This window comes from Giesbergeria anulus (assembly GCF_900111115.1).
In the GTDB taxonomy this organism is placed as follows: domain Bacteria; phylum Pseudomonadota; class Gammaproteobacteria; order Burkholderiales; family Burkholderiaceae_C; genus Simplicispira; species Simplicispira anulus.
Genome location: NZ_FOGD01000006.1, coordinates 46,995 through 69,942, shown reverse-complemented (window position 1 = coordinate 69,942; position 22,948 = coordinate 46,995). Strand labels below are relative to the sequence as shown.

General features: G+C 58.4%; 27 protein-coding genes. 9 read left to right on the top strand and 18 right to left on the bottom strand.

Going from position 1 to position 22,948, the window contains the following annotated elements; translation table 11 throughout:
- Positions 1 to 5 precede the first annotated feature (5 nt).
- From BMX55_RS10280 to BMX55_RS10265, 4 genes are all read right to left on the bottom strand, one after another.
- Positions 6 to 971 (bottom strand): Bug family tripartite tricarboxylate transporter substrate binding protein, encoded by a 966-nt coding sequence (locus BMX55_RS10280; RefSeq protein ID WP_091457020.1) that lies wholly within the window; start codon positions 969 to 971, stop codon positions 6 to 8.
- A gap of 51 nt (positions 972 to 1,022) precedes the next feature.
- Positions 1,023 to 1,283: a DUF2783 domain-containing protein gene (locus BMX55_RS10275; RefSeq protein ID WP_091457017.1), complete on the bottom strand. Its 261-nt coding sequence runs from the start codon at positions 1,281 to 1,283 to the stop codon at positions 1,023 to 1,025.
- Positions 1,284 to 1,300: 17 nt separating this feature from the next.
- Positions 1,301 to 2,959 carry an FAD-dependent oxidoreductase gene (locus BMX55_RS10270; protein ID WP_091457014.1) on the bottom strand — a complete coding sequence of 553 codons (1,659 nt, stop codon included), beginning with the start codon at positions 2,957 to 2,959 and terminating at the stop codon, positions 1,301 to 1,303.
- A 124-nt stretch (positions 2,960 to 3,083) separates the two neighbouring features.
- Positions 3,084 to 4,040, bottom strand: a complete 957-nt coding sequence (locus tag BMX55_RS10265; RefSeq protein WP_091457011.1) for an MBL fold metallo-hydrolase — start codon at positions 4,038 to 4,040, stop codon at positions 3,084 to 3,086.
- A gap of 122 nt (positions 4,041 to 4,162) precedes the next feature.
- Here BMX55_RS10265 and BMX55_RS10260 point away from each other — a divergent pair, with 122 nt between their 5' ends.
- On the top strand, positions 4,163 to 4,999 hold the full coding sequence (locus tag BMX55_RS10260; protein ID WP_091457009.1) for an IclR family transcriptional regulator: 837 nt from the start codon (positions 4,163 to 4,165) through the stop codon (positions 4,997 to 4,999).
- Here the strand turns inward: BMX55_RS10260 and ruvA are convergent.
- Entirely contained in the window at positions 4,996 to 5,568 is a 573-nt protein-coding gene (ruvA, locus tag BMX55_RS10255) for a Holliday junction branch migration protein RuvA (RefSeq protein ID WP_091457007.1), read from the bottom strand. The two genes, BMX55_RS10260 and ruvA, sit on opposite strands and share 4 nt — an antisense overlap.
- Positions 5,569 to 5,698: 130 nt before the next feature.
- Between ruvA and BMX55_RS10250 the strand changes: the two genes are divergently transcribed.
- Both BMX55_RS10250 and BMX55_RS10245 read left to right on the top strand, forming a co-directional pair.
- Positions 5,699 to 6,259, top strand: coding sequence for a Uma2 family endonuclease (locus BMX55_RS10250; protein ID WP_091457005.1), 561 nt, complete (start codon positions 5,699 to 5,701; stop codon positions 6,257 to 6,259).
- A gap of 62 nt (positions 6,260 to 6,321) precedes the next feature.
- On the top strand, positions 6,322 to 6,522 hold the full coding sequence (locus BMX55_RS10245) for a Uma2 family endonuclease (protein WP_091457002.1): 201 nt from the start codon (positions 6,322 to 6,324) through the stop codon (positions 6,520 to 6,522).
- A gap of 495 nt (positions 6,523 to 7,017) precedes the next feature.
- On the opposite strand, the gene BMX55_RS10240 is transcribed toward BMX55_RS10245, so the two are convergent.
- Positions 7,018 to 7,782: a hypothetical protein gene (locus BMX55_RS10240; protein ID WP_091456999.1), complete on the bottom strand. Its 765-nt coding sequence runs from the start codon at positions 7,780 to 7,782 to the stop codon at positions 7,018 to 7,020.
- A gap of 692 nt (positions 7,783 to 8,474) precedes the next feature.
- Here BMX55_RS10240 and BMX55_RS16435 point away from each other — a divergent pair.
- The 3 genes from BMX55_RS16435 (at position 8,475) to BMX55_RS10230 (ending at position 9,378) form a co-directional block, all read left to right on the top strand.
- The gene (locus BMX55_RS16435) at positions 8,475 to 8,627 is read left to right on the top strand and encodes a hypothetical protein (protein WP_177172871.1); all 153 of its coding nucleotides are present in this window, start codon (positions 8,475 to 8,477) and stop codon (positions 8,625 to 8,627) included.
- Positions 8,628 to 8,695: 68 nt separating this feature from the next.
- On the top strand, positions 8,696 to 8,950 hold the full coding sequence (locus tag BMX55_RS10235) for a type II toxin-antitoxin system Phd/YefM family antitoxin (protein ID WP_091456995.1): 255 nt from the start codon (positions 8,696 to 8,698) through the stop codon (positions 8,948 to 8,950).
- Positions 8,950 to 9,378, top strand: a complete 429-nt coding sequence (locus tag BMX55_RS10230; protein WP_091456991.1) for a type II toxin-antitoxin system VapC family toxin — start codon at positions 8,950 to 8,952, stop codon at positions 9,376 to 9,378. The genes BMX55_RS10235 and BMX55_RS10230 overlap by 1 nt, the downstream gene beginning before the upstream one ends.
- Positions 9,379 to 9,400: 22 nt before the next feature.
- Here BMX55_RS10230 and BMX55_RS10225 read toward each other — a convergent pair whose 3' ends face one another.
- Genes BMX55_RS10225 through flgB form a run of 7 tightly spaced genes read right to left on the bottom strand, consistent with a single transcriptional unit; the run spans position 9,401 to position 14,643 of the window.
- The gene (locus BMX55_RS10225; RefSeq protein WP_091456988.1) at positions 9,401 to 10,099 is read right to left on the bottom strand and encodes a flagellar basal body L-ring protein FlgH; all 699 of its coding nucleotides are present in this window, start codon (positions 10,097 to 10,099) and stop codon (positions 9,401 to 9,403) included.
- 38 nt (positions 10,100 to 10,137) lie between these two features.
- Positions 10,138 to 10,920: a flagellar basal-body rod protein FlgG gene (gene flgG / locus BMX55_RS10220; protein ID WP_091456984.1), complete on the bottom strand. Its 783-nt coding sequence runs from the start codon at positions 10,918 to 10,920 to the stop codon at positions 10,138 to 10,140.
- Positions 10,921 to 10,932: 12 nt separating this feature from the next.
- A complete protein-coding gene (locus tag BMX55_RS10215; RefSeq protein WP_091456981.1) occupies positions 10,933 to 11,673 on the bottom strand; it encodes a flagellar basal body rod protein FlgF in 741 nt (246 codons plus the stop codon).
- A 38-nt stretch (positions 11,674 to 11,711) separates the two neighbouring features.
- Positions 11,712 to 13,037, bottom strand: coding sequence for a flagellar hook protein FlgE (flgE, locus tag BMX55_RS10210; protein WP_091456978.1), 1,326 nt, complete (start codon positions 13,035 to 13,037; stop codon positions 11,712 to 11,714).
- Between the two features lie 37 nt (positions 13,038 to 13,074).
- Complete coding sequence (locus tag BMX55_RS10205; RefSeq protein WP_091456974.1) at positions 13,075 to 13,743, bottom strand: flagellar hook assembly protein FlgD; 669 nt, start codon at positions 13,741 to 13,743, stop codon at positions 13,075 to 13,077.
- A 33-nt stretch (positions 13,744 to 13,776) separates the two neighbouring features.
- Positions 13,777 to 14,181 (bottom strand): flagellar basal body rod protein FlgC, encoded by a 405-nt coding sequence (gene flgC / locus BMX55_RS10200; protein ID WP_091456972.1) that lies wholly within the window; start codon positions 14,179 to 14,181, stop codon positions 13,777 to 13,779.
- Positions 14,182 to 14,202: 21 nt separating this feature from the next.
- Entirely contained in the window at positions 14,203 to 14,643 is a 441-nt protein-coding gene (flgB, locus tag BMX55_RS10195) for a flagellar basal body rod protein FlgB (RefSeq protein WP_091457280.1), read from the bottom strand.
- A 226-nt stretch (positions 14,644 to 14,869) separates the two neighbouring features.
- On the opposite strand from flgB, the gene flgA reads away from it, so the two are divergent.
- From flgA to BMX55_RS10180, 3 genes are all read left to right on the top strand, one after another.
- Positions 14,870 to 15,610 carry a flagellar basal body P-ring formation chaperone FlgA gene (flgA, locus tag BMX55_RS10190; RefSeq protein ID WP_091456969.1) on the top strand — a complete coding sequence of 247 codons (741 nt, stop codon included), beginning with the start codon at positions 14,870 to 14,872 and terminating at the stop codon, positions 15,608 to 15,610.
- A gap of 96 nt (positions 15,611 to 15,706) precedes the next feature.
- Positions 15,707 to 16,030: a flagellar biosynthesis anti-sigma factor FlgM gene (flgM, locus tag BMX55_RS10185; RefSeq protein ID WP_091457276.1), complete on the top strand. Its 324-nt coding sequence runs from the start codon at positions 15,707 to 15,709 to the stop codon at positions 16,028 to 16,030.
- 56 nt (positions 16,031 to 16,086) lie between these two features.
- Positions 16,087 to 16,479, top strand: a complete 393-nt coding sequence (locus BMX55_RS10180; protein WP_091456965.1) for a hypothetical protein — start codon at positions 16,087 to 16,089, stop codon at positions 16,477 to 16,479.
- Positions 16,480 to 16,551: 72 nt separating this feature from the next.
- Here the strand turns inward: BMX55_RS10180 and BMX55_RS10175 are convergent, their stop codons facing one another.
- The 5 genes from BMX55_RS10175 to BMX55_RS10155 are packed head-to-tail and all read right to left on the bottom strand — an operon-like array spanning position 16,552 to position 22,940.
- Entirely contained in the window at positions 16,552 to 17,271 is a 720-nt protein-coding gene (locus tag BMX55_RS10175) for an RNA polymerase sigma factor FliA (RefSeq protein ID WP_091456962.1), read from the bottom strand.
- Between the two features lie 12 nt (positions 17,272 to 17,283).
- The gene (locus tag BMX55_RS10170; protein ID WP_143059616.1) at positions 17,284 to 18,099 is read right to left on the bottom strand and encodes a hypothetical protein; all 816 of its coding nucleotides are present in this window, start codon (positions 18,097 to 18,099) and stop codon (positions 17,284 to 17,286) included.
- Positions 18,092 to 19,708 carry a flagellar biosynthesis GTPase FlhF gene (flhF, locus tag BMX55_RS10165; protein WP_091456956.1) on the bottom strand — a complete coding sequence of 539 codons (1,617 nt, stop codon included), beginning with the start codon at positions 19,706 to 19,708 and terminating at the stop codon, positions 18,092 to 18,094. The genes BMX55_RS10170 and flhF overlap by 8 nt, the downstream gene beginning before the upstream one ends.
- A complete protein-coding gene (gene flhA, locus BMX55_RS10160; RefSeq protein WP_091456953.1) occupies positions 19,705 to 21,792 on the bottom strand; it encodes a flagellar biosynthesis protein FlhA in 2,088 nt (695 codons plus the stop codon). Before flhA ends, flhF begins: the two co-directional genes overlap by 4 nt.
- Positions 21,789 to 22,940: an EscU/YscU/HrcU family type III secretion system export apparatus switch protein gene (locus tag BMX55_RS10155; protein ID WP_091456950.1), complete on the bottom strand. Its 1,152-nt coding sequence runs from the start codon at positions 22,938 to 22,940 to the stop codon at positions 21,789 to 21,791. The genes flhA and BMX55_RS10155 overlap by 4 nt, the downstream gene beginning before the upstream one ends.
- Between the last annotated feature and the right edge of the window lie 8 nt (positions 22,941 to 22,948).

Below are 22,948 nucleotides of genomic sequence, written 5' to 3'. Positions count from 1 at the left end.
CAGGTTCAGTCGAGCTTGACACCAATTTTGGTGATGAGCTTGCCCCACTTCTCACGTTCATTGTGCGCGAAGGTGGCCATTTGCTTGGCAGTACCGGGCATAGGCTCTACACCCAGTGCTTGCAGCTTGGCCTTAACCGGGGTAGATCCCAAGGCTCTTTGCAGGGCTTGTGAGAACTGTGCCGTGGCTTCTTTGGAGGTGCCGGTGGGTACTACCAGCCCTTGCCACGCATAGCCTTCAAAACCCTTAACGCCTTGCTCTTGCATGGTCGGCACATCTGGCATGGTGGGCACGCGCTGTGGGCTGGCGACGCCAATCGCCTTGACCTTCTTGCCATTGATGAAAGAATAGGCCGTAGAGCTTTCTACCCACATGGCCGACACTTGGCCGCCAATCACATCTTGGATGGCTGGGGCCGCCCCCTTGTAGGGCACATGGGTCAGTTTGAGGCCGCTTTGCTCACGGAACAACTCGCCCACCAGATGGTGCGGGCTGCCCAGCCCCACCGAGGCCCAGTTCACCCCTTCGGGCTGGCTTTTGGCCCAAGCCATAAATTCTTTCAGGTTGTTGGCGGGCACATTGTTGGACACCACCAAAAACAGTGGAAAGCGCACCAGCAGCCCTACCGGCTGAAAGTCCTTCTCGGCGTTGTAGGCCAGTTTGCTAAACAACGTGGGGTTAGCCGCCAACGTGGCAAAGTCGGCGGTAAACAGGGTGTTGCCGTAATCTTTAGAGCGGGCCACATATTCGGCGGCAATGTTGGTACCGGCACCGGGCTTGTTGGTCACGATGATGCTGCGGTTCAGGCTTTTGCCCATTTCGTCGGCAATGGTGCGGGCCACCACATCCGAACCACCGCCAGCGGCATAGCCCACCACCCATTCAATCGTTTTTTGCTGGGCGCTGGCCGTGAAAGAACCTGCAGCGATGGCCAAGCCGAGCAAAGAGCCGATGAAGTGTTTGCGTTGCATGAAATTTGTCTCCTATTTATTTATTGGTATAGATTAGTGCGTGCTTACGCTTTAGCCGTCAGTATGCACCGGGGCCACCGGGGTAATGGCAGCGCGGCCTGCCATCGAGGCCGATTCGGCCGATGCACTCTGACCACGGGCCAGTTGCAGCGCTTGGGCCAGCACGGCGTTGTCGCCAATGTGGTTGGCCAGCAGCAGCACCAGTCGGGCATTCATGGCATGGCTTTGCGCTGTGGTCAGGCCTTGGTGGGCGGTGAGCAGGGCTTCATAAAAATCGTCGTACGACGACAGGGTAGGCTGGGTATTGAGCATGGCGGCAGACTCCGGATTCAAGATTGGCAAGGGATGGCGGTAGCTGTGGCTTTTGCCAAAGCAGCACGCACGACGGCTTCGGTGGGGTTGCGCCAGCGGGCGCAAACATGCTGGTCTGGGCGGATCAGATAAGCGGTGCCGGGGCGGGCATCCAAGCGCTGGGCGGCCAGCCATTGCACATCCTCAATGTCTTGGCCGATAGACAGCGCCTGCACATGGGGCAGGCCGTGCGCCCAAGTGGGCACCTCGCCAAACACCAGCAGCGTGAAATCCATACCCAACTGGCGCAGCAGCCAACTGGGCTGGCCGTTGCGGCGCACCGGGGCGTCTAGCAGCACTGTGCCGGGCACTTGGGTACCGGCAAAACTATCCACGTCTGGGGTGTTCAAGGTAGAGTGGTGCAGCGTGGCCGGAACCGACAAGCGCCCGCTGTTGACAATGCGCCGTGCAAAAGCGTGGTCGCGGGCCAAGTCCAGCGTGGCGTCGCGGAACAGGCGGCTGATTTCGCTCTTGGGCGTGATGAAGTCGGTGGCGCGGGTCGAGTTGAGCAGGTTCTCGTCGGCGGCATATTCGCGCTCTGGGCCATAGGTGGCCAGCAGTTCCACGCCAGCGCGGCCCTTGAGCACCCAATCGAGCTTCCAAGACAGGTTGTCGGTATCTTGCACACCGCTGTTGGCCCCCCGTGCGCCAAAGGGCGAGACTCCATGCGCGCAGTCACCAGCAAATAACACCCGGCCATGCACAAAGCTGTCCATGCGCAGGCAGGCAAAGGTATACACGCTGGCCCATTCGAGGGTGAACTCGGTGTCTTTACCCAGCAGCGCTTGTACGCGTGGGATGATGTTTTCGGGCTTCTTTTCTTCTTCCGGGTCAGCATCCCAGCCCAATTGGAAGTCGATGCGCCACATACCATCGGGCTGCATGTGCAGCAGCACGCTTTGGCCGGGGTGAAACGGTGGGTCAAACCAGAACCAGCGCTCTGCTGGAAAGTCCGCCTTCATCTTCACATCGGCAATCAAAAAGCGGTCTTGGAAGATGCGGCCCTTGCTCTCTAGGCCCATCAGGCCGCGCATGGTAGAGCGGGCACCATCGCAGGCAATCACCCAGTCGGCATTAATCTGGTAGGGGCCGTCGGGGGTGTCGATGGTCAGCAAGGCACCATCGCCGCGTGGGTCAATGGCCGTGACTTTGTTATCCCAGCGGATTTCAATCTGCGGCAGTTGCAGGCAGCGCTCGACCAAATAGGCTTCGCAGTAATACTGCTGCAAATTGATAAAGGCCGGGCGCTCGTGGCCCTCTTCGGGCAGCATGTCAAATTGGTACACCAGCTCGTCATGGAAGAACACTTTGCCCAAGTTCCACGACACGCCTTTGTCCACCATCGGTTGGCCCACGCCCAGGCGATCCCAGACCTCCAGCGCACGCTTAGAAAAGCACAGCGCCCGCGAGCCAATCGACAAGCGGTGATCGTTGTCCAGCACCACCACCCGGTGGCCGCGTTGGGCCATATCAATGGCCATGCTCAGGCCCACCGGCCCAGCACCAATCACCACAATGGGGTGCTGCACCGGCTGGGCGGCATCCTGATCGGGGGAGCGGGTGTACGGGAACGCAATCGCCTGTACTTCGGCACCGGTGCCGTGGAAAGGATAAGAAGGAGTGGTGGCAGAGGTCATGGTGTGCTGGTGGGCATCAAGGGTGGGGCAAAGCTCCGCCCAGCAGGCGGCGCAGCCAGTGCGCGCCCGTTGGGTGGTGGGGGGTAAAAATCAGTAAAAGCGCAGGGTGCAGCGCTGGGCTAGATCAGCCCTCCAGCGACTGCCACATCGCCACATCGCGCTCGGCTGTCCAGATGCGCGGGTCGGGGTATTGCGTGGCCTCGTCGTAGGCGCGGGTAACGTCAAAGGGCATACAGTGGTTAAAAATCACCCACTGGCCGTATTTGGGTTGCAGCTTGGCAAAGGTGGCTTCGTACACCGTACGCAGGTCTTGACCGGCGGCAGCCCCGGCTTGCACACTCTCGTACAGATCGCTGATAAAGGCACGGGTGCCGGCCAAACCGGCTTGCACTTGTTCAGGCGTTTGCAGTGCTGCGCCCCGGCCCGGCACCAGTTTTTCGGGTTGCAGGGCGGCAATGGCATCCAGCGTTTGCGGCCAGTCTTTAAAGTAGGCATCACCGGCGTAGGGAGTGGCATCAAACTCGACCAAGTCGCCACTGAACAAGATTTTTTCTTGCGGCAGCCAGACCACAGTGTCGCCCTTGGTGTGGCCCCGGCCCAGTTGCAAAATTTGTACTTCGAGCTTGCCCAGCCACAGCGTCATCTTGCCGGTAAAGGTGATGGTGGGCCAAGTCAGGCCTTCGGGCACGCTCTCCACATTTTGGAACAGGCGCGGAAAGCGGCCAATCTCGCTGGCCTTGTCAAACTCGCCACGTTCCACGATCAGGTCGTAGGTGTCTTGGCTGGCAATGATCTGTTCGGGCTGGTAGGCGCTGGCCCCCAGCACGCGCACGGCGTGGTAGTGGCTCAGGGTGACGTACTTGATGGGCTTGTCGGTCACTTCGCGAATCCGGCGGATCACGTCTTGCGCCATCACGGGCGTGGCTTGGGTGTCAATCACCATCACCGCATCGTCGCCAATGATGATGCCGGTGTTGGGGTCGCCCTCGGCGGTGTAGGCGTAGGCGTGGTCGGAGAGCTTGTCAAAGCTGACCTTCTTGATGTCCAGATCGGCGGCAGAGGCAAAGGTTTTGGTGTTCATGGATTTGTAATCAACAAATGAATTTGACAGGATGGAACAATGGTAGTGGATTATTTGTTTTAGTTGAATTCATTTGTTTAGGTAAAAACCCGCGCCCCCAGACTCCAGACACAATCGGGGGTATGGCAATGCACAGCGAACATCCCTTTTCAGAACTCCTCCCAGAAGAAGTGACCCCGCGCACGTCACGCGGTATTCAAAGCGTGGAGGTGGGCGGCCAGTTGCTCAAGGCGCTGGTGCATACCGGACGCCCGATGGCGCTGAAAGACTTGGCGCGTGAGGCGGGCATGACGGCGGCCAAGGCGCACCCCTATTTGGTGAGCTTTGGCAAGTTGGGCCTGATTGAGCAAGACCCCGGCACCGGCCATTACGGTTTAGGCTCGCTGGCGATGCAATTGGGCCTGATTAGCTTGCAACAGAAAGACCCGGTACGCATGGCGATTGCCGAGTTACCGGGGCTGGCGCTGCGCGTCGGGGCCACGGTGGCTATTTCGGTTTGGGGTAACCACGGCCCGACCATCATCCAAGTGGAGCAAGGGCCCGCCGATGTGCATGTGACCATGCGCCACGGCACCACGGCCTCGGTGCGCTACACCGCCAATGGCAAGTTGTTTGCCGCCTTTATGCCCCGCGCTCAAGTGGAGCAGGCGCTGGCCCACGATGGCGACCTTCAAGCGCTGCAAGACCCGTTGTTTGCGCAAGAGTTGATGGCCATTCGCCAGCAGGGCATCAGTACCGTGCGCGAGGGGCTGGTGCGCGGCATAGGTGCCGTGGCCGCGCCTGTGTTTGATGGCTTTGGCCGTTTGGTGCTGTGCCTGACCGCTATTGGCCCGGTAGCGACGTTGGATGTGCGTGTGGAGGGTGCGGCAGCACAGCAGCTGCGTGAAACGGCACAGGCTTTGTCGCGCCGTCTGGGGGCTTCAGGGCCGGGGCCGGTGGGTGAGCTGGTGCCACGTTAGCGCGCCAGTGCGCGCAATGCCAGTTTGATGCCTTCGCTCACGCCCACCTCGGCGGGCAAGGCTTTGAGGGCGGCGGCGGCGTCTTTGTCGTTGTAGCCCAGCGCCAGCAAGGCTTGCAAAATGTCGGCCTGTGCGGGGCTAGAGACCTGCGCCGGTGTGCCTATGTCTGCGCCCAGTTTGCCTTTGAGTTCCAGCAGCAGGCGTTCGGCGGTTTTTTTACCAATGCCCGGTACCTTGACCAGCCGCCCGCTCTCTTGCAAGGTGATGGCTTGGGCCAGATCGGCTACCCCCATGCCGCTCAACACACCCAGCGCCATGCGTGGCCCAATGCCCGACACTTTGATGAGCTGGCGAAAGGCATCACGCTCTGCTGCTGTGGCAAAGCCATAAAGCAATTGCGCATCTTCGCGCACCACCAGATGGGTGAGCAGCGTGACGGCTTCGCCCAAGTGGGGCAACTGATAAAACGTGCTCATGGGCACATCCACCTCATAGCCCACGCCGTGGCAGTCAACCAACACTTGGGGGGGATTTTTTTGGGCGAGGGTGCCTTGGAGGCGTCCGATCATGGGGCGTGGTGCTAGAGGAGAGGGAGGGGCTGCATCATAGCGCTAGGATTTTGAAGATGGCCGTAGCTCCCTCTGGCTGTATCGCCTACGATGCGGATGTTTGTCTGTTCTTTTCTGCCGGAGTGCCACCATGTCTGCTTTGCCCCAAGTTCAAGCAACCTTCTGTGCCGATGACTATTTGGCGTGGGAGGCCACCCAACCTGAGCGCTATGAGTTTGTGGATGGCGAAGTGTTTGCGATGGCGGGTGCCGAAGATCGCTATGTCACAGTGACTGGAAACCTGTATATGGCTTTGCGCCAGCATTTGCGTGGCACGCCTTGCCGCACCTTTATGTCCGATATGAAAGTGCAGGCCGATGCCGCCAGCAGCTATTTTTACCCCGACGTGGTGGTGACGTGTAGCGCTGCCGATGCCGATAGCCGCCAGATCAAGCGCGAGCCGTTGCTGATTATCGAGGTGCTCTCACCTGGCACGGAAGCCTATGACCGGGGTGCAAAATTCCAGCGTTACCGCCAGATATCTAGTTTGGCTGAATATGCATTGGTAGATATTGAGCGCCGCCGGGTAGATGTATTTCGTAAGCTGCCCGATGGATTGTGGGTTTTGCATCCGTTTGATGCTGAAATGCCTGTGATTTTAGCCAGTGTGGATTTAACAATCGATGCTGAAACGCTGTATGCGGAGATTTAAAAACTGAAAGATTGAAAAAATTCAAGGGGGAGCACAGCCCCTAGATTGGGGGTGTCTTGTGAATGCCAAAGCCCTCCATGCGGAGATCTAAGTGCGCTGGAAATTGGAATCTGACCCCATTTCTATCACCTGGCACGGAAGCCTATGACCGGGGTGCGAAGTCCCAGCGTTACCGCAAGATACCCAGTTTGGCTGAATATTCATTGGTAGATATTGAGCGCCGCCGGGTAGATTTATTTCGTAAGCTGCCTGATGGATTGTGAATTTTGCATCTATTTGATGCTGAAATGCCTGTGATTTTAGCCAGTGTGGATTTAATAATTCATAATGAAATTACATATTTAAAACCACCCGAACAGTTGAAATTTGATTCCATGTTTTGGCTTCTGGAAGCTTGCTAAGTAAAGTTACGCGAAATTACTACGAAGCCGGCAAAAACGGAAATGGGATAGCCAGAACAGTAGGCTATAAAAAACCGCCGCACCCCAAAAAAGTGAAGTGGTTGGTGTCGCCAAGTAAATACGAAGCTGTAGTATGGGCTAGAGTAGGCGGCTCTCTGTTGAATGGCGCCCACTACCACAAAAGCCGCCATAAAAAACGCCCCCGGTAAAACCGGAAGGGCGTTTGATAGCGGTCAAGGACCTAGAAAAGTGGGAGCAGCCAAATCAATTGAGCTTAGTTTCTTTTCTTGGTTCCTTTGCTCTTTGTTGGGTTGTATGCTAACCCACGCTATGACTATGAAGCTATCGATATCAGTTTTAGCGGCAGTTAACGCCAACAGTGGCATAGTCAGTCAGGTCTGTAGCCAGTGCATTAGGAGCTACTGCCTGAACACCGCCCATAGGTGTTCCAAGCGCAAAAACAACTGTGTCTTGAGCTGCCCAGCTTTCAGGGTGGCCAAAAGAGAAATTACCCGTGCCTGTTTCGGCACCAGCAGCTAGGTAGCTAGCACCGGGTGGGGCAATAATTACGCTGAGGGACCAAAGACCCATAGGCAAGCCAGTCAGATTTAAATTCCCACCAAAAAGAACTTCAGTTTGAGCACCGGAGCCCAAGTTGTCGCTAGCTGCAAGGAAAGGCTTAACGGTTGCAAAGCCCACTGTAGCTGTGTCCAGAGCAGTGATAGTACCACCACCGGCTACCAAGGAAACGCCACCAGCGACACCAGTGGTTCGCGACACGGCATAGTAACGGGCTGCAGCCGCATCGGTCAGATTTTGAAGAATCACAAACACATCGCCGATTTCCGAGGCATCTTTACCTGCATCGTACTTAACAGCGAAATTGAGCATGTCAATGTTCTGGACATTGGGTGTTACGGCAGTGATTTTGGGCGCGCAAGTAGAGTACTTAATGCCAATGGGCAAAGCCTTATTCTTGGCCGCGGCTTCAGCAGTGGAACCCTTAGGAGCAGTGATGGTGATCTGTGCGTTGTAAGCGTAAGCGGCAAATGCACCAGTGGAAGTCAGGGTGGCAGCAGCCAGCGCCACGGCGCCGAGCAGGGGTTTAAAAAAGCGGGCCATAAAAACTCCTTAAAGAAGAGCAAAAAAATTTATCGTGACGCTCACAGATTGCCACAAACCCATTGTGAAAGCAAGTCAAGGCAATCCGTCGGTGGAAAAGACCAAGAAGCCCCCCACTGATGCTGTTATCGGGCTGAAATGACCGGTTCTTCAATTGAAAACTAGCGTGAGTTTTGCTTTTCCTATAGCTAAAAACTATGGATTGGCGGCGCAGAGCGGCAGGATGGGCTACAGCGCTGCCCTAGACAGATCAGCATCTTGAATCGGGCCTAGGTGGTGTTGGGTGATGCAAAATTTGCACCATCATTAAGTGATGAAAACGATTTACCGCGACGGCGAAATGAAGATTTCGGTGTATGCCGAGTCACGTTCATGTGCGCACCCCAGAGGCTGATTCAGTGGTGGATCTCGCGACCATGACGGAGCTTGTTGGCTGTGTAAACCGCAAGCTACTGGCCAACAGACCATTGATTCCAGCTGAGTGGAACCAACTTAACAGAGACTGAGAATACGCGAAAAATTGCCCCGAATCACCAGCGCCCGTGCATGCGTATCGTCGTCAGTTTTGAAGATGGATGGAACGCAGAGCTTGCCCTTGCCCAATTTGTGGCAGGCTTCAAAAGCCTCAACCCTTTGACCGGCTGGCTTGCGAGCAATCTGGCGATTTGGTACGTGGTTCTGATGCATGGAGGATGCAACATGGGTCTTCTGCCAACAAAGCGGCACAGGTGCTGGGTATGAGTAGGCGCAACATCATCAACTATCGCACCGCCACGCGCCTGATTCCCAAAGTGGTGCAGTTGGCGTGCAAGGCGGTGGATACGGGGGTGCGGGGTACCTTATGAAGCTGATTCGTCTAACCATTGATTCATAAATGTAGTAACATTGCTACATTTCGGGAAAGGGGTGCATCATGGCTGTCATGACTTTATCTAGCCGCGACTTCAACCAAGGCGTGAGCGAGGCCAAGCGGGCGGCCAATGAGGGGCCTGTCTTCATCACCGACCGAGGAAAACCTGCCCATGTGCTGATGAGCATCGAGCTCTATCAACGGTTGACCAGAGGCCGACAAAAGATTGCCGACCTGCTGGCCATGCCCGGCGTGGCAGACATTGAGCTAGATGTGCAGCGTTCCTCAGAGTTGGCCCAAGCTGCGGATTTTTCCTAATGTTTCTACTGGACACTAACGTGGTTTCGGAGCTGCGCAAAATCCGTGCAGGCCGTGCTGATGCCAACGTGGCCCAATGGGCAGACAGTGTGGATGCCGTGGACTTGTACTTGTCCGCTATCACGGTGCAAGAGTTGGAAATGGGGGTGCTACAGGCAGAGCGGCGTGATCCGCTTCAAGGCACTATCTTGCGAACTTGGCTGGAGAGTCATGTTTTACCCAGCTTCTCTGGCCGCATTCTTCCTGTGGATATGGCGGTGGCGCGGTGCAGTGCACGTCTGCATGTGCCCAACCCCTGCCCGGCTATGGACAGTTTGATTGCCGCCACCGCGTTGGTGCATGGCCTGACTATCGTGACGAGAAACGTCGCCGATTTTCAAGCATCTGGCGTCCCCATTATCAATCCTTGGGAATTTCGGATGGTTTGAAGTGGCGGTTTATTTCAACCGATCAAAACGGCGAAATACTGTTAAAAAACCGCCCAAGCCAGCCAATGGCCTGTACTTCAGCTTGAGCGCCACGGCCACGCGATTCAATGCGTACATTGGCTACTTGGGTGGAGGCCACCAAGCTGCCCGGCTGCAAGGAGCGTGGGTCTACCGTGCCCGAAAAGCGCAACACATCCACGTTCTGGTTGACGCCAATTTGTTTTTCACCAGCAATCACCAAATGGCCGTTGGGCAGCACCTCGATCACGTTGGTGGTGATGGAGCCAGTAAAGGTATTGGCGCTTTCGGTGCCGCCTTTGCCAGAGAAGTTGTTGGTTGATTTGGCCGCAACCTTGGTTTGGTTGGTCAGCGTGGTGCTGTTCATGAACGGCAGCGCCGTAATACCACCGGTAATCCCGCCTTCGCGGTCTACGGTAGAGGACGAGGTTTGCTTGGCAGTGATGTTTTCTACGATCTGCACCGTCACGCTATCGCCCACCATGCGGGCACGGCGGTCTTCAAATGCTGGACGGTAGCTCGCACTGTGGAACAACCCACCCGTCACCGGAGCGCTGGCCCGGTGTACCGTGGCCGGAATGGCAGGCATGGCCGTGGGCAGCACATCGACCGGCGGCGGGGGCGACAGGCTGGCGCAGCCTGTCAGCAGCAGTGCCAAGGCGGCACTGGAGCAAAAAACCAAAGGGGTGGCGGTGCGGGGCATTGCGGCTTCTCCAGAACAGGGGGGTGGCAAACGGATGCTTACAGCTGGTTGAGCTTGGCCAGCATCTGATCCGAAGTGGAGATGGCCTTGGAGTTCATTTCGTAGGCGCGCTGGGTTTGGATCATGGTCACCAGCTCTTGCACCACGTTCACATTGGAGGTTTCCAAGTAGCCTTGCTTCATCATGCCCAAGCCATTGGTGCCGGGGGTGCCTTCTTGCGGCTGGCCTGAGGCCGCAGACTCGCGAAACAGGTTTTGTCCCAATGGCTCTAGCCCAGCCGGGTTGATAAAGCTCGACATAGCCAGTTGCCCCATAGGTTGGGGGGCGGTATTGCCCGGCACCAAAGCCGATACCGCACCGCTGGCATCAATGGTGATGCTGGTCGTGCCCGGCGGAATGGTGATGCCATTGGCTACTGGCAGGCCGCTGGAAGTGACCAATCGCCCTTGGGCGTCTAACTGGAACGAGCCATCGCGGGTATAGCCCAAGGTGCCATCGGGCATGGTGACGCTAAAAAAGCCGTTGCCGTTGATGGCTACATCGAGGCTGTTGTTCGATTGTTGCAGGTTGCCTTGGCTAAAGTTGCGGCTGGTGGCTACTGTGCGCACCCCTAGGCCCAAGTGCAGGCCGGTAGGCAACTGGTTTTGCTCGGTGGTGTTGGCACCCACTTGGCGCAGGTTTTGGTAAATCAGGTCTTCAAAAACCGCATTGTTGCGTTTAAAGCCAGTAGTCGAGACGTTGGCCAGATTGTGCGAGATGACGTCCAGCTGGGTCTGCTGGGCTTCCATGCCGGTCTTGGCAATCCACAGGGAGTTAATCATGGCTTTTTCCTTTTAACCGTTCATGCTCAGCAACTGGCTGGCGGTTTTGTCGTTGGTTTCGGCGGTTTGCAGCAGGCGCATTTGTTGTTCAAACTGGCGCGAGGCGGCAATCAAGCCCACCATGCTTTCCACTGCATTGACGTTAGAGCCTTCTGTGGCACCGGCCAACAGGCGGGCGTTGGCATCATTGGGCAGCGGGTTGCCTGAGGCGGGGCGAAACAGCCCGTCGTCACCGCGCTTGAGTGGGTCTTCGGCAGTTGGGCTGGCCAATTTCACGCGGCCAATGGCGGCAGGGGGCTGGTTGCCGGTCTTGGCAGTGATGGTGCCGTCTGAGCCTAGCGATACTTCTGCCCCTTGGGGCACATCGATGGGGCCACCGCCGTCTGACAGTACCGTCAGGCCGGTGCTAGTGACCAGTTGCCCAGTAGGGGTGACTTCAAAGCTGCCGTTGCGGGTGTAGGCTTCGGTGCCATCCAAGCCCTGCACAGCAAACCACGAGTTGCCCACAGCCATCGCATCTAAGTTGCGGCCTGTGCGCTGTACTGGGCCGGGGGTATTGACATGGCCTGAGGTGGCCTCCAGCGCAAACACGCGCGTGCCCGAACCCTCGCCTTGGATGGGCACCGAGCGAAAGGTAGACATCTCGGCCCGAAAGCCCTGGGTAGAGACGTTGGCCAGGTTGTGCGACAGCACCGCCTGCCGGTGGGCGGCAGCGTTTGCGCCGGTCATGGAGGTGTAGATGATGCGATCCATGGCGTTTCTCAGTAATCAGGGCAGACGGGCTCAGGCGATTAACGCAGGTTGACGATGGTGGACAGCACCTGGTCTTGCGTTTTGATGGTTTGGGCGTTGGCTTGGTAGGCGCGCTGGGCGGTCATCATGCCCACCAGCTCGGCGGTCAGATCGACGTTAGAGTCTTCGAGCGCACTCGAGCGCAGGGTGCCAAAGGTGCCGTTACCGGGCTTGCCTAGCATGGAGGCTCCCGATTCAGGGGTTTCTTGCCAGTTGTTGCCACCAATCGGTGTCAGGCCCTGCGGGTTACGAAAGCTAGCCAAGGCCACTTGGGCTTCCTTGCGGGTGACGCCGTTAGAGTAGCTGGCCATGATGGAGCCATCATTGCTGATGTTGATGCTGCTCAGGTTGCCTGCGGTGTAGCCGTCTTGCTTGAGGTTAGAGACAGCAAAGGCATTGCCAAACTGGGTTACCTTGGCGAGATCGAGTTTGAGCTTTAAGGGGCTGGCCGCTCCGTTGGTCAGTTCAATATCGGGCAGGGTGAAGTTGGGGCTGTTGGTGCCGTTGATGGTAGAACTTTCGGTGTTCAGAGTGCCATCGGTATTGAAAAATAGCTGTCCCAGCGAGCCTTCTGCGGGGTCGCCACCGTCTATAGCAGCTTGGGCTGTTGGTAGGTCGTTAAAGACCTCCCAGCCCGGAGGATCCAATTCTGCGTTGCGCAGAAAATACAACTGCACTTGGTGGGGGTTGCCTAGGCTATCAAAGACATCAATTGAGGTGCCATAGGTTGAGGCCGGGGTGGCCGGTACCGCAGGAATGGCGGCGGTCGGTGGCGTTGCCGCAGGATCGGCTGGAACAGCAGCCACCCCAGTGGCATGGCGTGCCCGTGCATCCAAGTTCAACGCGGCAGTAATGCTGGTGCTCTGCTTGGCGGCAATAGGGCTGCCCAGCGGAAAGCTCAGGGGCACCGTGTTCACGCCCGCCACGCCGGTGGCTGGATCGACCTGAAAGCCCATCACCTGCGCACCGCCATTGGTGCGTACATCGCCATTCTTGTCGAGCCGGAAGTTACCAGCACGGGTGTAAGCATCTTGGCCGCTGGGCAATTTGACCTTGAAAAAGCCATTGCCGTTGATAGCCAAATCCATGCTGTTGCCTGTGGCGGTGATATTGCCTTGGCTAAATTGCTGCGCCACGGAGGCCACTTCGACCCCCATGCCGTTGTTTTGGCCGCTGGCTACGCCCATCGATGAGGCGACCATGTCGGCAAATTCAGCACGCGAGCTTTTAAAGCCGGTGGTGTTGGAGTTGGCAATGTTGTGACCAATGACGTCCAGATTGCGGCTGGCGGCATTGAGCCCCGAAAGACCTTGTTGAAAACCCATGGTGTGCTCCTGTAGCCCTGTAGCAAAACAAGTGAAATTAAAGAACGGCCTTCAGGGCCGACTGGGTGGTGCTGCCGCCCCGGGCCAGCTCTAACTGCAAGGCACCATTGCTCAGACTGACCGCAGAGACTTGGTCGATATTTAGGGCCTTACTGGCCACCGCCGTCTTGTCATTGGCCGCCAGCACCTTGAAGTGCAGCGCTCCTTTGCCTTCGTAGCCGGAGGCATCCCAAGCAAAGTTGTGCTGTCCGGCGGGGAGTGCGCCCAGCTCCATCGTGCCCACTTCCTTGTTGCTGGCATCGAGCACTTGCACCTTGACGCTGCTGGCCGAGTCAGCCAGCTCCACCGCACCAAAGCCTTGTTTCGATTCGCTGTTGATCGTAAGCTGGTTGCCCTCTACCAGCACTTGGCGGCCCACCATCGAGGTGCCTTGCATCAGTTGTTGGGAGGCAAACTGGCTGGCCAAACTTTGCACGGTGGTGTTGAGCTTTTCGATGCCGGTCACGGTGTTGATCTGCGCAATCTGCGAGGTCATCTGTGCGTTGTCCAGTGGGTTCATCGGGTCTTGGTTGTTCATTTGCGCTACCAGCAGCTTGAGAAAGCGATCCTGCTCGCCAGTGCTGTTGTTAGCATTGACGCTGCTAGTGCTATTGGTAGCTGTGTTGGCTGCGGTGTTGGCCGTGGTGGAACTGATGGCGGTGCTCATGGCGGTGCGCTTTCTGAAAGAAGGGGGCCGGGCTTATTGGCCCATTTGCAGGGTTTTGAGCAGCAGCGACTTGGCCGTGTTCATGACTTCAACGTTGTTTTGGTACGAGCGCGAGGCCGAGATCATGTTGACCATCTCTTCCACCGCATTGACATTAGAGTGGTTGACGTAGCCTTGGGCATCGGCCAGTGGGTGGCTGGGGTCGTGTACGCGCTTGCCGGGGCTGTTGTCTTCTTGGATGGCTTTGATGCGCACGCCTGCCGAGCTGTCCGCACCCATCGGGGCGGTTTGAAACACCACTTGGCGCGCTTTGTAGGCTTGACCATCTGGGCCAGCCACTGCATCGACGTTGGCCAAGTTGCTGGCCACCACATTGAGACGCTGGGACTGGGCGCTGATGGCGCTGCCCGAGACGCTGAAGATAGAAAACATGGACATGGTAAAAATCCTTTATCCGGTTTACTGGCCCTGAATGGCACTGAGCATGGTTTTGGCGCTGCCATTGATAAAGCGCAGCGTGGCCTCGTAGCGCACCGAGTTATCGACAAAATTGGCGCGTTCGCGGTCTAGATCGACGCTGTTGTTGTCTACCGTGGGCTGGGTTTGTACGGTGTAGCCCAATGCGGCAGGGTCGTTGCCGATGCGGGCTTGGCCTATCTGCACTGTGGGCAAGGCCACATGGCCGGTGTGCGATACCGGAGCTTTGGGGATGTCTTGTTGGCCTAGCACGGCACCGGTGCGCATGGTCTCGCGCAAGGCGCTGGCAAAGTCAAAATCGCGGGCGGTATAGCCGGGAGTGTCAGCATTGGCAATGTTGCTGGCAATGGCACGCTGGCGCTCAGCGCGCAGAAGCAATGCGTTGCCCTGAAAGTCGAGTTGCCCAGTCATTTTGTTGATCATGGCGGTGCCCTTTGCCGGTGTGCCGTGGTTTGCGTGGTGCGCCACTGCCATGCATAAGAGGCTTGGGCGTGCAGCAATTATGGGAAAGCCCCTCGCTGCTGAACCCCGAAAGAAGCCGGGTTTGCCCGTGCAGTTTGTGCCATTGCATGCTGCTAAAACCGCGATAGTGGGATGTTGTTACGTTGCACGTTGAGTGCCTGCCTTGGCGCACAGCAGATAGGTACCCATGTTTGTTTCGCTTTTTTTTGTGCCGGTGTGCCGCCGGTGGCTGTTGTGCCTCGTGGCTTGGCTGTGCTGTGCCAGCTTGGCTGGTGCGCAGGTGCCGCAAAATGGTATTGAAGAGAGCACCCGCCAGTGGGTAGAGCAGGCGCTCAAAACTGCACAGGCCAGCAGTGGTGTGGCCGTGCCTTTGCGCATGGAGGTGACTGTGGGCCAACTCGACCCCCGGCTGCGCCTAGCACCGTGCGAGCGCATTGAGCCTTATTTGCCGGTGGGTACCCGGTTGTGGGGGCGCACCCGTTTGGCGCTGCGCTGCGCGATCGGCCCTAGCCGCTGGAATGTTTTTTTACCCATCACTATCAAAGCCACTGGCCCAGCTTGGGTGCTGACCGGCCCGGTAGCTTCTGGGGCGGTACTGACCGAGGCCCATGCCATGCAGGCGCAAGTCGATTGGGCCGCCGAAAACGATACAGTACTGGTCGATCCGGCCCAATGGGTGGGTAAAACCACAGTTCGCGCTTTGTCTGCCGGTCAGGCGCTGCGCCAGTCTATGCTACGGGCTCCACCTTTGTTTCAGGCGGGGTCACAGGTGCGCGTACTCTCTAAGGGCGGCGGTTTTACCATTAGCGGCAGCGGCCAAGCGATGGGGCCGGCCGGTGCTGGCGATACGGTGCGCGTGCGTATGCCTAATGGCAAAATTATCAGCGGTGTCGTCACCCAAGAGGGCTTGGTCGAGACCCAGTTTTGAGTCTGCTTGGCGTTGATGGCTAAAGTCTGCGCCCCAAGCGCCGATAACACCTGCACTGAAGCCCCGGCAGCGGCAGGGGGTGTGTGGAGAAAAAACATGAAGATAGGACATCAACCGGAGTTGCCCAGTGCCCTGGCGCAGACCCGGCCAGTGGCAGCGCCCGTGGCTGAAGGGGTTGCCAAAGGTGCATCGGCAGCGCTGGCCGCTGGTGTGCCCGTCACAGTAAGTTTTTCGCGTGGTGCCCGTGGGTTAGAAGAGCCCAGCGGGCGTCCTGCGGCCGATTTTGATGCCGAGCGCGTGAAGGCGATGCGTGCCGCTATCGAGTCTGGCACCTTTCGCGTCAATGCCGAGGCGATTGCCGACCGCCTGCTCTCAGACGCCCAAGAAGCGCTGGCGCTGGCCCCGGCGCGTGATGGCTGAGTGCCGGGCCGCTTTGGCCTGGTGTTGTTTTCCACCCCTTTCATTGCTGCACGCCCATGACTGCTTCTTTTTCATCCCCCGCTTTTCTTGACAACGCACTGCACGCTGTAGAGCGGCAACTGCAAGAGTTGTCTGCTGCCTTGCTGGGCACCGACCCGTTGGTGTTGCAGGCGTGCAGCGAGCGTATGCGCCAAGTATCGGTCGATTTCATTGCTGCGCTAGAGGGGCTGCCAGTGGCTGCTGTGACCCAAGGCTTGCAGCAGCGCATCCAGCAAATCCACACCACTTTGTCGGTGCAGCGTGACAGCTTGGCGCGCTTGGCGGCCTTGGCTGACCGGCAGGCCGCAGTGCTGTTGCCTCCGGCCCATCCCACCCCCACCTATGGTGTGGCGCTGGGTGTGCAAGCGGCCAGCACTGGCGCGGCGCGTATTTACAGCGCTGCGGGCTAAAAAGCAGCGCCAAAGCACAACGCCCGGCAGGTGCCGGGCGTGTGTGGGGTGGGTTTGGGTAGGCTGCTGTATTCAGTGAGCGCGCATTTTGGCGCGCAGGCGGGCAATAGCTTGGCTGTGCAACTGGCACACCCGCGACTCGGTCACGCCCAGTACAGCGGCAATTTCTTTCAGGTTCATGTCTTGCTCGTAGTACATGCCCATCACATATTGCTCACGTTCGGGCAATTGCGTAATGGCCTGCACCAAGGCACTGCGCAAGCGCTGGCTGCGCAGCAGGCTGGCGGGGTCTAGCTGCTGGTCAGCCAAGTGGCGGTCAAGAAAATCATCGCCGTCGTTGCTAGAACCCCGGCCCAAGTCTTCTAAGTACAGCAATTGGGTGCCACGCACCTTGCCCAGCAGCTGTTGGTATTCTTGCAGTTCCATGCCCATCTCCTGCGCAATTTCTGATTCAAGTGGGCTGCGGCCCAAGGTTTGTTCCAGCCGGTGGATGGCCCGTTCAATGTCTTTTTGCCCTTTGCGTGAGCTGCGTGACATCCAATCGCCGTTGCGCAGCTCATCGAGCATGGCGCCCCGAATGCGTTGGGTGGCAAAGGTCTCAAACTGCACGCCTTGGCTGGCTTCGTAGCGCGAGAGCGCCTCGGTCAAACCGATCATTCCCACTTGCACCAAATCATCCAACTCTACGTTGGGCGGTAGCTTGGCCATCATGTGGGTGGCTAAGCGTCGCACCAGCGGCAGGTGTTGGCGGATCAGGGCATCGCGGTCAAGCTGGCCTTTGGCGGTGTACATCACACATTAAGGTCAGTGGCTGTGAAAGAGGTGCGATGCCGCTGCATTGGTGGCCCATTGTCCCGCGTGCCACGCCAAGGTGCTGGGGGTGGTAATGGTGCCTGCGTTGTCTAGCAGCAGCAGCGCCAAGCGCTGCAAGTCGGCCCCGCTGTTGTCTGGCAACAAGGTGACATGTAGGCGCTGGCGTAAGTGGTGGGCCACGCAGCGCTCCAGTGCTTGCATACTGCTGCGCGCTTGCTCGGCTTTTTTGCCGCTGGCATGGGGGCTCAGGTAGGCCACCATGCTGCTCATGCCCGCGTGTAAGCTGAGGTGCTTGACTTGGCGGTAGCACTCCATCAGGGCGTTTTTACCGGGCTTAGTTACCAGCAGTGGCATGATGTTGCTGCCCGCCAGCAAAGGGGTGGTCATTAGCTCGATGGGGGCGTACAGCACCATCACAGCGTAGCGCCGGAAAATCGGCTCTAGCTGTTCGAGGGTTTGGGCGGCCTGCCCTTTGCGTTGTGCGGTGTTGGCCAGCGTGAGCATGCCCAAAGCCGCAGGCACTACGGCCAAGGCGGAGGTGTCGGCGTGGACGCCGTGGGCACTGGCATCGGCCCACGGGGCATGGGTAAGCAGTTGCAACAGGCCGGGGGCGCGCTCGGTTTCTACTGCCGTGGCGTCTAGCACCACTACGGGGTAGCCCAGGCGTTGCAGGTGGCCGCACAACTGCCACAAGGTAGAGAGCGTTTTACCGCTATCTTCTTGGCTAGTGACCACCAGCAACCGCAGCTCATCTTGGGGTTGCTGGCATTGCAGGCCCATACCTTGATGGAAATGGGCGTCAAGCATGGCCGGCCATCCCTTCTTGTGCAAACGAGGCAGTGGGTCGGGTGAAGAAAAAGTTTAGATCAGTAACCTTCGGCTCAAAGGCCGAGCGGGCGGTGGCGCGCATCGACAGACTGACCAGCTTTTTGGCATCAGCGGTTTCCCAATCTTCAGGCACGCGCTGGCCGTTGGTAATGCCACGCAGCACCATGCGGTTGCGGATCAGTGCATCCAGTGGGGGGCCGAGTTTGACGGCCTCATCCACCTTGGACAAGATGGCTTGCTGTGGCCCCCGGCTCTTGAATGAGGCAAACACATCGTCTAAGGTATCGCCGTGGCTGCTGGCGTTGACTACCAGCAGGCGCTTGATTTCAGGCAAGTCGAGCACGTCGAGCATGTCGCGCTTGCGTGGGTCGCGGGCGGCTATGCCAGTGGTGTCAATGAGCACCATCTTTTTGCCACTGAGCAGGCCCAGCAGGTCTTGCAGTGCTGCTTGGTCGTGCGCCAAGTGCGCCACCACGCCCAGCATACGGCCATACGAGCGCAGTTGCTCGTGGGCACCAATGCGGTAGGTGTCCAACGTAATCAGGCCTACGCTGGCAGCACCGTACAGGCGAGCGCATTGTGCGGCCAGCTTGGCGCTGGTGGTAGTTTTGCCAACGCCGGTGGTACCTACCAAGGCATAGATACCGCCCTCTTGGGGCAGGTTTTCGCTTTCGGCATCGGTTTTGAGGTTGCGCTCGAGCACTTCCATCAGCCAGCGCACGGCATCGCCAGCGTTAAAGTTTTCGGGCAAGCGCTCTAGCACAGCACGGGCCAAGGTGGGCGAATAACCCGCCCCGATCAGCTTGAGCATCAGGTTCGATTGGATCGGGTTTTGCTTGGCTTGGCCCAACCACGACAGGGTGTTAAAGCGATCCTCGATTAAATCTTTCATCGATTGCAGCTCGGCCATCACACCCTCTTGGCGCACGGGGGCTGGGGTTGCCGCTTTGGCTGGAGCAATGGCACGCTCAGGGCTACGCCGGGTGGTAATTGGGTGCGCTGCGGCGCGCATCGGGGCGGCTGGCTCAGGCTCAATATCAAAACCGGGGGGATACAAACCGGGAATGGCTGCTTTGGGGGCTGCTGCTGCACGCTCGCGGGCCACAGGGGCGGCGCGCGGTGGTTCAGGGCGGCGCGCTGGGGGCGGCTCTTCTGCTGCCGGGCCAGCATCCAAGGCGCTATCGTCTTCGCCGTGGATAGCCTCATGGCGACGGCGCAACATGCGTTCGCGCACATAGTCTTGGAATGACAGCGTGCTCATCGCCAGTTGCTCGGTGTCTTCGTGAACCGGGTTGCGCTCCAAGTCCGACTCACGCTCTTGCATGGCAGTCGCCGCAGCAGGGCGCGCTGGAGCAGCGGCAGCGGGCTTGTTAAAGCCTGCTAAGCCAGTGGCTGGGGATCTACTGTGTTCTGTGGGGTCGCTGGCTTGCTGCTCCAGTGAGGTCAGAGATTCTTCCGCTGTAGCCACCACCTCTACCCCGTCGGGGGTGGTGCGGTTGGACAAAATGACGGTGCCGTCCCCAAAGGTCATGCGGGCCTTGGCCAGTGCTTCGCGTGCCGTGGCTGCGTAAAAGCGTTTGATGTTCATGCCGATGCTCCTTTGAGAATGGGCCCAATACGGATGGTATGGGTTTCAGGGATTTCACTGTGCCCCAGCACCTGTAGGCGGGGCGCGACGCGGCGTACCAGGCGGGAGATGGCACTGCGGATGGTGTCGGGTACCAACAGACAGGCTGGTAGACCGATTTCTTCTTGCTTGAGGGCAATTTCTGCGGCGCGCTGCGTCAGGATGTCAGCTACACCGGGGTCTAGCGAGGGGCCGTTGGCATTGGCCAAGGCTTGCACCAGCAGGCGCTCTAGGCCGGGCTCAATGGCAATCACACTCAACTCGCGGGTGGGGCCATAAATTTGTTGCACGATAGCGGGAGACAGCGCAACGCGCACCCGGCGGGCCAGCTCTTGTGGGTCGGTAATAGCACCGGCGTGCTCGGCCAGCGTCTCGATGATGGTGCGAATATCGCGGATATGCACCGACTCTTCGAGGAGCAATTGCAGCACCTTCTGGAACGTCGTGATCGAAACCATTTTCGGGATCACCTCTTCTATCAATTTGGGGGCCAGCTTGGCAACATGTTCCACCAACTGCTGCGTCTCTGTGCGGCTGAGCAATTTGGCGGCTTGAACTTGCATCAAGTGTGACAAATGTGTCGCCATCACGGTTTCCGAATCAACCACGGTAAAGCCTGCCATTTGCGCCGCTTCCTTTTGCTGTTCGTCGATCCAGTGCGCGGGCAAACCAAAGGCGGGGTCGGTAGTGGGGGTGCCAATCAAGGGGGTGGTGATGCCGCCGGGGTTGATGGCTAAGAACATACCGGGGAAGGCTTCACCCTCGCCCACCACCACGCCGCGCAGGGTCAGGCGGTAGGCACTGGGTTTGAGTTCGAGGTTGTCACGCACATGCACTGGTGGTGGCAGAAAGCCCACCTCTTGTGCAAATTTGCGCCGCACGCCCTTGATGCGCGTGAGCAGATCGCCTTGGCGCGATTTATCTACCAGCGCAATCAGGCGATAGCCCAGCTCTAGGCCCAGCAGATCCACGGGTTGCAGATCGTCCCAAGTGGCATCGGTTTCAGCCGGGGTCGGCACGGCTGCGGGGGCCTCAGAGGGGGGTGGGGCCTTGGCCCGTTGCAGCAGCGTCCATGCCCAATAGCCCAGCAACGAGCCGATACCCAAAAACACCATATGGGGCATACCGGGAATTACGCCCAGCAAAATCAGAATACCCGCTGTGACACCCAGCACGCGCGGCGAGGTAAACAGTTGGTGCACGATCTGCTGGCCCATGTCCGAGTCTTTGCCCACGCGCGAGATCACCATTGCAGCGGCCACCGAGATCAGCAAACCCGGAATCTGCGCCACCAGCGCATCGCCCACCGCCATCAGAATGTAGGTGTCAGCCGCTTTGCCAGCGCTCAGGCCGTGTTGCAGTACGCCCACAGCAAAGCCGCCAATGATGTTGATGAACAAAATCAAAATACCAGCCACGGCATCGCCGCGCACAAACTTAGAGGCACCGTCCATGGAGCCAAAAAAGTTGGCTTCTTCACCTACTTCAGCGCGGCGGCGCTTGGCTTCTTTCTCGTCAATCAGGCCTGCATTCAGGTCAGCATCTACCGCCATCTGTTTGCCGGGCATGGCATCCAAGGTAAAGCGTGCTGACACTTCGGCAATACGCTCGGCACCTTTGGTAATCACAATAAAGTTGATAACCACCAAAATGGCAAACACGATCAAACCGACCGCAAAATTGCCGCCAATCAAAAAGTGGCCAAAGGCTTCAATCACTGCGCCCGCAGCACCGGGGCCGGTGTGACCCTCCAGCAGCACCACGCGGGTGGAGGCCACGTTGAGCGACAAGCGCATCAGGGTAGACAGCAGCAGCACCGACGGAAAGGCCGCAAAGTCCAACGGCTTGAGCATGTAGGCTGCCACCATCATCACCATCAGCGCCACAGCAATGTTGATGGTAAAAAACACATCCAGCATCCAAGCCGGAATGGGTAGCACCATCAGGGCCAAAATGGCGACAACTAACAGGGGGGCCGACATGCCTTGGGCAGCAGTGGCGCTGTTGCCCATCCATTGGCGGGCCGAGTTCACAGAAAGGCTCATGGGGTTGCTCCTTGCTGGGCTTTGCGGTTCAGCGGGTCAAGTTCGGGGGGGATATCGGGCTGGGGCACTTCCTCGGGCATCGGGCCTTCACCGCGCAGGGCAGCTTTGAGGCGATACACGTAGGCCAGTACTTGGGCCACGGCGGTATACAGGGTGTGCGGAATCGGCTGATCCAACTCGGCGTGCGCATACAAGGCACGCGCCAGCATGGGCGATTGCAACACTGGGATGCTGTGTGATTTGGCCAGATCGCGAATCGTCATGGCGATCAGGTCGGTGCCCTTAGAGATCACCTGCGGTGCGCTCATGGTGTTGTCATATTTGAGTGCCACGGCATAGTGGGTCGGGTTCATCACCACAAAGTCAGCTTGGGGCACTGCCCCCACGCTGGCACCATCAGCAATTTCGCGCTGGCGCTGGCGTTGGCGTGCCTTGGTTTCGGGGCTGCCGTCCGATTCTTTGTGTTCTTGCTTGACTTCTTGGTGCGACATCTTCAGCCGGTCTTTAAAGAAGAAGGCTTGCAGTGGCACGTCGATCATGGCAGTGAGAAACACCACCAGCAACAGCATGGCCATACCGCCCGTGATCCAGTTGGCAACAAAGCGCAGCGCGTCTGGCGAGGGTTGCACGATCAAACCGGCCATTTCATCAATGCTGTTGCCCATGTATTTCCAAGCCACAAAGCCCAAAATGGCCGTCATCAGCACCATCTTGGCAACGTTGGTCATCTGTTGCTTTGACAGCAGATTGCCAATGCCAGAGATCGGGTTGAGGCGGCTAAATTGTGGGGTGATGGGCTTGAAGCTCCATACCCAACCGCCCGACGCCACGGCACTGAGCAGTGCTGCTGCGCTGGTCAGCAGGGCAAACGTGCCGCTGGCAACCAAACCCACAATCACCATCTGTTGCAGGCGCTCTAGCATGTGGGCGGGGGTGCGCACAGTGGTGGCATCAAATACCAGTTGGTGGCTCAGTTCTAGCTGGAGGCGGTCCAACAACTGTGGTGCCAGTACCATCAAGCTCACTGCCCCAACACCCAAAATGGCCAAATGGGACAAATCGCGCGAACGTGCAGCTTGCCCGTCGGTGCGGGCCTGCTGGAGCTTGCGCTCGGTCGCGGGGAGGGTGCGGTCTTGGCTCGATTCCATGATGGCAT

Bases quoted from the DNA above. Each gene is read 5' to 3' on its own strand.
- BMX55_RS10280 (WP_091457020.1), bottom strand. From the start codon at position 971: ATGCAACGCAAACACTTCATCGGCTCTTTGCTCGGCTTGGCCATCGCT.
- BMX55_RS10275 (WP_091457017.1), bottom strand. From the start codon at position 1,283: ATGCTCAATACCCAGCCTACCCTGTCGTCGTACGACGATTTTTATGAA.
- BMX55_RS10270 (WP_091457014.1), bottom strand. From the start codon at position 2,959: ATGACCTCTGCCACCACTCCTTCTTATCCTTTCCACGGCACCGGTGCC.
- BMX55_RS10265 (WP_091457011.1), bottom strand. From the start codon at position 4,040: ATGAACACCAAAACCTTTGCCTCTGCCGCCGATCTGGACATCAAGAAG.
- BMX55_RS10260 (WP_091457009.1), top strand. From the start codon at position 4,163: ATGGCAATGCACAGCGAACATCCCTTTTCAGAACTCCTCCCAGAAGAA.
- ruvA (WP_091457007.1), bottom strand. From the start codon at position 5,568: ATGATCGGACGCCTCCAAGGCACCCTCGCCCAAAAAAATCCCCCCCAA.
- BMX55_RS10250 (WP_091457005.1), top strand. From the start codon at position 5,699: ATGTCTGCTTTGCCCCAAGTTCAAGCAACCTTCTGTGCCGATGACTAT.
- BMX55_RS10245 (WP_091457002.1), top strand. From the start codon at position 6,322: ATGCCAAAGCCCTCCATGCGGAGATCTAAGTGCGCTGGAAATTGGAAT.
- BMX55_RS10240 (WP_091456999.1), bottom strand. From the start codon at position 7,782: ATGGCCCGCTTTTTTAAACCCCTGCTCGGCGCCGTGGCGCTGGCTGCT.
- BMX55_RS16435 (WP_177172871.1), top strand. From the start codon at position 8,475: ATGCAACATGGGTCTTCTGCCAACAAAGCGGCACAGGTGCTGGGTATG.
- BMX55_RS10235 (WP_091456995.1), top strand. From the start codon at position 8,696: ATGGCTGTCATGACTTTATCTAGCCGCGACTTCAACCAAGGCGTGAGC.
- BMX55_RS10230 (WP_091456991.1), top strand. From the start codon at position 8,950: ATGTTTCTACTGGACACTAACGTGGTTTCGGAGCTGCGCAAAATCCGT.
- BMX55_RS10225 (WP_091456988.1), bottom strand. From the start codon at position 10,099: ATGCCCCGCACCGCCACCCCTTTGGTTTTTTGCTCCAGTGCCGCCTTG.
- flgG (WP_091456984.1), bottom strand. From the start codon at position 10,920: ATGATTAACTCCCTGTGGATTGCCAAGACCGGCATGGAAGCCCAGCAG.
- BMX55_RS10215 (WP_091456981.1), bottom strand. From the start codon at position 11,673: ATGGATCGCATCATCTACACCTCCATGACCGGCGCAAACGCTGCCGCC.
- flgE (WP_091456978.1), bottom strand. From the start codon at position 13,037: ATGGGTTTTCAACAAGGTCTTTCGGGGCTCAATGCCGCCAGCCGCAAT.
- BMX55_RS10205 (WP_091456974.1), bottom strand. From the start codon at position 13,743: ATGAGCACCGCCATCAGTTCCACCACGGCCAACACCGCAGCCAACACA.
- flgC (WP_091456972.1), bottom strand. From the start codon at position 14,181: ATGTCCATGTTTTCTATCTTCAGCGTCTCGGGCAGCGCCATCAGCGCC.
- flgB (WP_091457280.1), bottom strand. From the start codon at position 14,643: ATGATCAACAAAATGACTGGGCAACTCGACTTTCAGGGCAACGCATTG.
- flgA (WP_091456969.1), top strand. From the start codon at position 14,870: ATGTTTGTTTCGCTTTTTTTTGTGCCGGTGTGCCGCCGGTGGCTGTTG.
- flgM (WP_091457276.1), top strand. From the start codon at position 15,707: ATGAAGATAGGACATCAACCGGAGTTGCCCAGTGCCCTGGCGCAGACC.
- BMX55_RS10180 (WP_091456965.1), top strand. From the start codon at position 16,087: ATGACTGCTTCTTTTTCATCCCCCGCTTTTCTTGACAACGCACTGCAC.
- BMX55_RS10175 (WP_091456962.1), bottom strand. From the start codon at position 17,271: ATGTACACCGCCAAAGGCCAGCTTGACCGCGATGCCCTGATCCGCCAA.
- BMX55_RS10170 (WP_143059616.1), bottom strand. From the start codon at position 18,099: ATGCTTGACGCCCATTTCCATCAAGGTATGGGCCTGCAATGCCAGCAA.
- flhF (WP_091456956.1), bottom strand. From the start codon at position 19,708: ATGAACATCAAACGCTTTTACGCAGCCACGGCACGCGAAGCACTGGCC.
- flhA (WP_091456953.1), bottom strand. From the start codon at position 21,792: ATGAGCCTTTCTGTGAACTCGGCCCGCCAATGGATGGGCAACAGCGCC.
- BMX55_RS10155 (WP_091456950.1), bottom strand. From the start codon at position 22,940: ATGGAATCGAGCCAAGACCGCACCCTCCCCGCGACCGAGCGCAAGCTC.